Below are 8,418 nucleotides of genomic sequence, written 5' to 3'. Positions count from 1 at the left end.
GTCGAAGTTGTGGAAGCCCTGGTCCTCCTCCGGGAAGTCCTTCACGCCGATCTTGGCGGGCGAGTTCCCGTTGATCCGGGCCATCGCGTCGGCGACGGTCTCCTTCTGCTGCGGGGCCAGCCCGGCGGCGCGCAGCTTCTCGGCCTGCTCGGGGGTCGCCTCGACGGTGGCGACGCCGGCCTCGTCCACGGACAGGACCTGCGCGCCGGTGCGGTTGATCTCGGTTCGACTGCGGCTGTCGGTGTTCGGCACCGCGTAGACCGCGCTGCCGTCGGTGGCGGCTGTCGCTGGCGCCGGTTTCGGTTCCGGGGCGGCCGACACGGCCTGGGCTGCCGGGAGCAGGGCCAGGCAGGCGGCGGCTGCGACGGTCGCCGCGGTACGCCGTTTGCTGAACATCGAGTCTCCGATCGATCACGAGTGGTGACCTTGAGAGGCTGAAGGAGCGGATCCGGGGTTGGCAACCCACTTACGTGGATTGGTCTGCGTGAACATTTTCCCATTTCACCGGGCGTGCGAGCTCGCTCCGGAGCGGTGCGACTACCCTGGTAGGAGGACCCGAGACGCCCCCCACACCCCTAAGAAACCGGCACCGCCGAGACGACCTTCGGAAGGACGCCCATGCTCACCCGTACCGACCTGCGCGGTCGTGTTCCGTCCACCGCAGAGCTGCGGGCCGCGCTGCCCCGCGCCGAGATGGACGTCGAGCACGTGCTGCATCAGGTCCGGCCGGTGATCGACGACGTCCGCGACCGCGGTGTGGAAGCGGTACTCGACTTCACCGAGAAGTTCGATCGAGTCCGACCGGATCGGGTGAAGGTCGACGCGGCCGAGCTGCGCCGCGCCCTGGCCGAGCTGGACCCGGCGGTGCGTTCCGCGCTGGAGGAGTCGATCACCCGCGCCCGCAGGGTGCACGCGGACCAGCGCCGCACCGACACGACCACCCGGGTCGCCCCCGGCGGCACCGTGACCGAGCGGTGGGTGCCGGTGGCGCGGGTCGGCCTTTACGCGCCGGGCGGGCTGGCGGTCTACCCGTCGAGCGTGGTGATGAACGTGGTCCCGGCGCAGGCCGCGGGCGTGGAGTCGCTGGTGGTGTGCTCGCCGCCGCAGGCGGAGTTCGGCGGCCTGCCGCACCCGACGATCCTGGCCGCCGCCGAGCTGCTCGGCGTCGACGAGGTGTGGGCCGTCGGCGGTGCCCAGGCGGTCGCGCTGCTCGCCTACGGCGCGGCCGACACCGACGGCGCCGCGCTGGAACCGGTCGACATGGTCACCGGCCCCGGCAACGTCTACGTGACCGCGGCCAAGCGGCACCTGCGCAGCCTGATCGGCATCGACTCGGAGGCGGGCCCGACCGAGATCGCGGTGCTGGCCGACGCCACCGCCGACCCGGTGCACGTGGCCGCGGACCTGATCAGCCAGGCCGAGCACGACACGCTCGCCGCCAGCGTCCTGGTGACCACCTCGCCGGAGCTGGCCGACGCCGTGGACGCCGAGCTGGCGCGGCAGGTCCCGCTGACCAAGCACACCGAGCGCATCCGCACCGCGCTGACCAGCGTGCAGTCCGGCTGCATCCTGGTCGCCGACATCGCCGACGGCATCCGGGTGGTCGACGCCTACGCCGCCGAGCACCTGGAGATCCAGACCGCCGACGCCGACGCGGTCGCCGCCCGGGTCCGCAACGCGGGCGCGATCTTCGTCGGCCCGTACGCGCCGGTGTCGCTGGGCGACTACTGCGCGGGCTCCAACCACGTGCTGCCCACCGGCGGCTGCGCCCGGCACTCGTCGGGCCTGAGCGTGCAGAGCTTCCTGCGCGGCATCCACGTCATCTCCTACACGGAGCAGGCGCTGCGCGACGTGGCCGACCAGGTCGTCGCGCTCGCGGATGCCGAGGACCTCCCCGCCCACGGCCAGGCCGTCACCGCCCGGTTTTCTTGAGATCTTGGGGGCGATTTGCGTGGCGGTGCGGGTGGCGGAACCTCAGGCGTCCGCTGGCTGCGGTTACTTTTTCCGACGTATGTCCAATACGACGGAAAAAGCTGTCCTCGCCAGCGAACGCCTGAGAACCCGCGGCGGTGCCGGTTGCTTTGGTGGGCTAAGCGGCTTGCGCCGCTTGAAGACAGACCGAAACGAAAGTAGTGCCCCATGAGTGACGTGCTCGGCGGCGACGCGACGCTGGCCGATCTGCCGTTGCGGGACGACCTGCGTGGCCGCAGCCCCTACGGCGCCCCGCAGCTGGACGTCCCGGTCCGGCTCAACACCAACGAGAACCCCTTCCCGCCGCCGCCGGAGCTGGTCGCCGACGTGACCGCGTCGGTCCGGGAGGCCGCGGCGGACCTGCACCGCTACCCGGACCGCGACGCGGTCGCGCTGCGCGAGGACCTGGCCGCCTACCTGACCTCGGCGACCGGGGTGCCGGTGGCGACGGCGAACGTGTGGGCGGCCAACGGTTCCAACGAGGTGCTCCAGCAGATCCTGCAGGCCTTCGGCGGTCCGGGCCGGTCCGCGCTCGGGTTCGAGCCGTCCTACTCGATGCACCCGATCCTGTCGGCGGGCACCCGCACCGACTGGCTGCCCGCGCCGCGCCGCGCGGACTTCAGCCTGGACAGCGCCGAGGCGGCCCGGATCGTGTTCGACCGGCGGCCGGACGTGGTGTTCGTGACCAGCCCGAACAACCCCACCGGCCAGTCGATCTCGCTCGCCGACCTGCGCCCGGTGCTCGACGCGGCGCCCGGCGTGGTCGTGGTGGACGAGGCGTACGCGGAGTTCTCCGCGCGGGACAGCGCGATCACGCTGATCGGCGAGTACCCGGCGAAGCTGATCGTCAGCCGCACCATGAGCAAGGCGTTCGCCTTCGCCGGCGGCAGGCTCGGCTACCTCGCCGCCGCCCCGGCGGTGATCGACGCGCTGCTGCTGGTGCGGCTGCCCTACCACCTGTCGGCGGTGACGCAGGCCGCCGCGCGGGCGTCGCTGCGGCACGCCGACGCCACCCTCGCCTCGGTGCACAAGCTCGCCGAGGAACGCGACCGGGTGGTGAAGTCGTTGCGGGACATGGGTTTCACGCCGGTTCCCAGCGACGCCAACTTCGTCCTGTTCGGACGGTTCGCGGACGCGCACCGGGCCTGGCAGCGCTACCTCGACGCCGACGTGCTGATCCGCGACGTCGGCATCCCGCAGCACCTGCGGGTCACCATCGGCACGCCGGAGGAGAACGACGCCTTCCTGGCCGCCTGCAAGATCGTCAGTGAGGAGCTCGTCGGATGACCGCCTTCCAGCCAGGAACCAGGGTCGGCAGGGTGGAGCGCACCACCCGCGAGTCCTCGGTGCTGGTCGAACTCGACCTCGACGGCACCGGCCGGGTCGACATCGACACCACGGTTCCGTTCTACGACCACATGCTCACCGCGCTGGGCACCCACGGCGCCTTCGACCTGAAGGTGAAGTCGACCGGTGACATCCACATCGACGCCCACCACACCGTCGAGGACACCGCGATCGTCTTCGGCCAGGCCCTGCGCCAGGCGCTCGGGGACAAGAAGGGCATCCGCCGCTTCGGCGATGCCTGGATCCCGATGGACGAAACCCTCGCCCACGCCGCGGTCGACGTGTCGGGCCGCTCGTACTGCGTGCTCACCGGCGAGCCGGAGCAGTACAACAGCTTCACGATCGGCGGGAACTACCCGTTCGTCCTGAACCGGCACGTGTTCGAGTCGATCGCGTTCCACTCGCAGATCAACCTGCACGTCCGTGTCATCCACGGCCGCGACCCGCACCACATCGCCGAGGCGCAGTACAAGGCGCTGGCGCGCGCGCTGCGCGCGGCGGTGGAACCGGACCCGCGGTTCGCCGGAGTCGTGCCGTCGACGAAGGGCGCGCTGTAGGGGCGGATTCCGGCCTCGCCGGGACAGATCCGGTGCGAGGTCCCGGTTTCGGTCACCGGCCGCGCGGCACCGGTGATATGAACGGAGCATGGCGCGCCAGGACCAACGTCCCCTCCGAGATCTCGGTGTCCTGCTTTACGGTGCGGGACTGGGGTTCCTGACCAACCTCGCGACCGACGACGCGGAGAAGTGGCCGTCGCCGTTCAACCTGGTCCACGACGGCGCGCTGCCGCTGTTCGTCGCCGGAACCGTCGTGCCGGTCGGCTACTACGCCTGGCGGCACCGCAGGCTGCGCCTGGAACACGAGTGGAACAAGGGCAACCCGTACCCCGGCCTGCAGGCGTTCGGCCCGGAGCACGAGACCGTGTTCTTCGGCCGGGACAAGGCGATCCGCGATCTCTACGAGCGCCTGGACGGGCCGGGGGACCGGTTCGTCCTCGTCGCCGGGCCGTCCGGCTCGGGCAAGTCGTCGCTGGTGAATTCCGGCCTGGCGCGGCAACTCCGGCGACGGCACTGGACCGTGCTGGGGCCGATGACCCCGGGCCGCGACCCCTTCGGCGCGCTGTGCCGGACCTTCTGGGGCGAGCGGGCGGCGTCGGCCGAAGGCGACGACCTGGTCCGCGACCTGCGCACCGACGCCGCGCGAGCGCTCGACCGGCTGCGCCGCGAGGAATCCGCTGAGCCGTCGGCGGTCGTCGACGCGCTTGTGCGCCCGCGGAGCGGACACCGGCCGATGGTGCTTCTGCTGGACCAGGCCGAAGAACTGGTCACGCAGGTCGACGACCAGACCCGCCGGGAGTTCATGGCGCTCCTGCACAGTGCGCTGGCCGGACATCGCCGCCTGCACGTCGTCGCCACCATGCGCACGGAGTTCATCGGGGAGTTCCAGCAGGAACCGAGCGGCATCCTGCTCGGCGACCCGTACCTGGTGCGGCCGCTGCGCAGGCAGGACCTGCGCCAGGTCATCACCGGTCCCGCCCGCAAGGCCGGGGTCGACATCGACTCCGAAGCGGTGGCCGAAATCCTCAACGACGCCACCAGGACCGACTCCGACGTCCTCCCGCTGCTGGCGCACCTCCTGCACCACCTCTACGAGCGCTACGCCGAGGACGGCGACCTCACGCTCGCCGAGTACGAGGACTTCGGCCGGGTGGAGAAGGCCATCTCGACCACGGCGGACAAGGTCCTCGGCAGGCTGGAACGGCTGCACGACAAGGAAAAGGTCCTGCGGACCCTGCTGCGCTTCGTCTCCTGGGCGCCGAACGCGGAGGACCCGACCCGCCGCCGGGTGCGAGTCGCCGACCTCGCCGAGGACGAGCAGGCGATCGTCGCGGCGTTCCTCGACGCCCGCCTGCTGGTCGAATCCGCCGAAGGAGAGCGGGATCTCGCGCACGAGGCCCTGCTGCGCCAGTGGGAACCGCTGCGCGAACGGCTCGAAGAGCAGCGCCCGTTGCTGCGGCAGCGCACGATCCTGGAGCAGCGGGCGCAGGAGTGGGAGCAGTCCGGCCGCAAGGCCGACCGGCTGCTGGCCGAGAGCCAGGTGGCGGAGGCCGAGGCCGTCGTCGAGGCGCTCGACTGCTCGGAGGCGCTGGAGGAGTTCTGCGCCGCTTCGCAGAAAACGGCGAGCCGGAACCGGCGGATCAGGGCGATCGACGCCGCCCGCCAGGCAGACGCGTTCCGCACCGATGAGCCCGAGCTGGCGTTGGCCCTGGCACGGGAGGCGGCCGAACTCGTCCCGGACCGGTCGACCGCCGTGAGCCTGTTGGCCCGGTTGCAGAACCCGGTCGTCCGGAGCCTGCGCCGACATGCCGACACGGTGTTTGCGGTGTGCGCGGATGCGGAAGGAAGGCTGCACGCGGTCGACGGCACCGGCATGGTCTTCGTGCACGACCAGAACAGCGACCAGCCGGCCGCGATCCGGCGAATTCCCGGTGTGGAGCGGATTACCGCAGCGGCTTGGGCCGGTCCCCGCAGTCTCGCGTTCGGCTCGCCATCCGGTGATGTCGGCTTCTGGAACCTCGACGAGGGCGAGACGCGGAAGTGCCACACGCACGGCGACTACGTCCGCGCGGTCGCGTGGTCGCCGTCGGGCGCGCTCGCCAGCGGTGGTGACGACAAGGCGGTGCGGGTGTGGGACCCGAGTTCCTCGGAGGTCCGGGTCGTGGACAGGCACGCGGACTGGGTGCGCTCGGTCGCCTGGTCCCCGGACGGACAGCTGCTGGCGAGTTGCGCCGATGACGGTGCGGTGCGCGTGTGGTATGCGGAATCGGACGAGACCGTCCTGGTGCAAACGCACTCCGGGGTTGCCACGTCGGTCGCCTGGTCGCCGGACGGATTGCTCGCGAGCAGCGGTGACGATCGCACCTTGCAGGTGTGGAACAGGACTGACAGGACCACTCGGGTTCTCTCGACGGAGCGCGATCAGACGCTGACCGTGGCCTGGTCCCCGGGCGGCCGTCTCGCCTGCGCCACTGGCTTCAGGAACGGAACGATCCGGGTGTGGGACTCGAACCTGGAGCGATCCGTCGCGCTGCGGCAGCCGTCCCCGTCCACCTCGATGCTGACCTGGCAGGACGGCGAACGACTGGTCGTCGGGTTCTACGGTGGAGCGGTCGACGTGCTCATGCCTCGGCTGCGGCCAACCGCAGGCCGGGCCGAACAACCGGCGCCGGTGACCGCCGGGGTCGTCGCGGGAACCGAGTTGCTGACCCTCGGCGGTGACGGCCGCGTCCGGGTCGCCGGACCCTCCGTTCAGCAGGCGGGGCTGGTGAGCGAGGACCGGCACTCGGGGCGGGTCGACGAGTTCGCGTGGTCGAACAGCGGCCTGCTTGCGAGCAGGTCCGGTGTCAGCGGCGAGGTGTGGGTGTGGGATTCGGCCACGGGGTCGTCGTGGGAGGTCCACCAGCAGGAGGGAGGATCGTTTTCGTGGTCACCGGATGGCCTGCTCGCGTCCTACGGGGACCGCGGGGCACTGGTTGTCGTGAATCCGAGGACCGGTGAGTCCTTCCCCGTCGACGCCGGCCGGGTCGAGGGCGTGGCGTGGTCCGCGGACGGGCTCCTGGCGATCGGCAACCAGGACGGTGAGGTCCGCGTTTGGGACCCGGACAACACCAGCGGAATCACACAGGTCGTCTGCCGCCACGCCGACTGGGTGCGCGCGGTCGCGTGGGGCGCGAGCGGAGCGCTGGCCAGCGTGGGAGACGACGGCAACGTGCGCGTTTCCCATCCTGACAGCGGCCATTCGGAGCTGATCTACAGCCACGAGGGCTGGGTGCGTTCGGTGGCGTGGAGCTCGGACGGCTGGCTGGCGAGCATCGGCGACGACGACAAGGTGCGGGTGTGGGACGGGCGCGGCGTGGAGGTCGTCCTCGACGGCAAGGGCGAGGACGTCAGCTGGTCGCCCGACGGACTGCTCGCGTTCGCCGGTCACAACGGCGAGGTCTGGGTGTGGGATCAGCGGACCAGGGAGGCCAGACAGGTCCACGAGCACCGGTACCCGGTCGACAGCCTGGCGTGGTCGGCCTCAGGAGAGCTCGTCAGCGCCAGCGCCGGGCGGGACGGCATGGTGCTGATCTGGGACTCGCGGCAGGACCGGAACAGGAAGCTGGCGGCTACCGAACGGCACACGCTGCTCGTGACCTGGTCGCCGACCGGTGAGCTGACCACCGCGGACTCCGACAACCGGATCCGGATCTGGGACCGGGAACTGGCGGGGCACCGGACGCTGCGCCCGCACGGTGGCGGCGGCCCGGCGATCGCGGTCTCGCCGCGGGGCAGGATCGCGACCTGCGGGGACGACGGCGAGATCCTGGTCTGGGACCGCGCAAGCGGGCGGTCCGAGGTCGTCGCAAGGCAGGCGACCGACGTCTCCGCGATGACCTGGGTCAACGAGCGACTCGTGCACCCGGGAGGCAACGCGCTGGATCTGGAGGTGCTGAACCCGGACGACGGCACCTCGACCACGCTGACCGGAGCGACCGGGCCGTTGCACTGCATCGCGTGGGACGGCCGATCGCTGCTCGCGGCCGGTGGGGCGGATTTCGTGGTCCGGTTGTGGGATCTGGGCACCATGCGGATGCGTGAACTCCGGAGGCATCGTGCCACGATCCGAGCGCTGGAGTGGTGGGGCGAGCGCAGGCTGATCAGCGCCGGTGACGACGGTCTGTTCGTCTGGGACGTGCCCACCGGTGAGGTGGTCATGACGGGGGACGCGGTGCGGGTTTCGCTGCTGGCCCTCGCACCGGGAAGCCTGCTCGCCACCGCCGACGACGACGAAGGCAACATCCGCTTCTGGGATTTGGAAACCGGCCACGTGGTCGCGACCATCCCCGCGCACGACGGCAGGATCACGGCCCTCGGCTGGCGTGACGACGGCCGCTTGGTCAGCGCGGGCGCCGACCGCCAGATCCTCACCTGGCACCTCGACACCGACGCCGACGCCCTCCTGGCCGAAGCGGAGCAGCGCGGCGTCCGCCGTCTGACGGAACAAGAGCGCGGCCGTTTCGGTCTGTGACGGGAAAACCGCAGGCTGCGAGTTCACGCC

The 8,418-nt window shown here is 71.2% G+C and carries 4 protein-coding genes and 1 pseudogene; 4 read left to right on the top strand and 1 reads right to left on the bottom strand.

What is annotated here, in order from left to right:
* A pseudogene (locus ABD691_RS07325) lies at positions 1–396 on the bottom strand (zinc carboxypeptidase); the annotation flags it as partial.
* A 222-nt stretch (positions 397–618) separates the two neighbouring features.
* On the opposite strand from ABD691_RS07325, the gene hisD reads away from it, so the two are divergent.
* The 4 genes from hisD (at position 619) to ABD691_RS07305 (ending at position 8,388) form a co-directional block, all read left to right on the top strand.
* On the top strand, positions 619–1,932 hold the full coding sequence (hisD, locus tag ABD691_RS07320; RefSeq protein WP_344678689.1) for a histidinol dehydrogenase: 1,314 nt from the start codon (positions 619–621) through the stop codon (positions 1,930–1,932).
* Positions 1,933–2,139: 207 nt separating this feature from the next.
* Entirely contained in the window at positions 2,140–3,258 is a 1,119-nt protein-coding gene (locus ABD691_RS07315; RefSeq protein ID WP_344678688.1) for a histidinol-phosphate transaminase, read from the top strand.
* The gene (gene hisB, locus ABD691_RS07310; RefSeq protein WP_344678687.1) at positions 3,255–3,875 is read left to right on the top strand and encodes an imidazoleglycerol-phosphate dehydratase HisB; all 621 of its coding nucleotides are present in this window, start codon (positions 3,255–3,257) and stop codon (positions 3,873–3,875) included. Before ABD691_RS07315 ends, hisB begins: the two co-directional genes overlap by 4 nt.
* Positions 3,876–3,963: 88 nt before the next feature.
* Positions 3,964–8,388 carry an nSTAND1 domain-containing NTPase gene (locus ABD691_RS07305; protein ID WP_344678686.1) on the top strand — a complete coding sequence of 1,475 codons (4,425 nt, stop codon included), beginning with the start codon at positions 3,964–3,966 and terminating at the stop codon, positions 8,386–8,388.
* The last annotated feature ends 30 nt before the right edge of the window (positions 8,389–8,418 follow it).

It is taken from the genome of Saccharopolyspora taberi (genome assembly GCF_039534165.1).
Lineage (GTDB): Bacteria > Actinomycetota > Actinomycetes > Mycobacteriales > Pseudonocardiaceae > Saccharopolyspora_D > Saccharopolyspora_D taberi.
Note: the sequence above shows the minus strand (reverse complement) of the source record. Positions and strands in the feature narration are given on the sequence as shown.

Bases quoted from the DNA above. Each gene is read 5' to 3' on its own strand.
- hisB (WP_344678687.1), top strand. From the start codon at position 3,255: ATGACCGCCTTCCAGCCAGGAACCAGGGTCGGCAGGGTGGAGCGCACC.
- ABD691_RS07305 (WP_344678686.1), top strand. From the start codon at position 3,964: ATGGCGCGCCAGGACCAACGTCCCCTCCGAGATCTCGGTGTCCTGCTT.
- hisD (WP_344678689.1), top strand. From the start codon at position 619: ATGCTCACCCGTACCGACCTGCGCGGTCGTGTTCCGTCCACCGCAGAG.
- ABD691_RS07315 (WP_344678688.1), top strand. From the start codon at position 2,140: ATGAGTGACGTGCTCGGCGGCGACGCGACGCTGGCCGATCTGCCGTTG.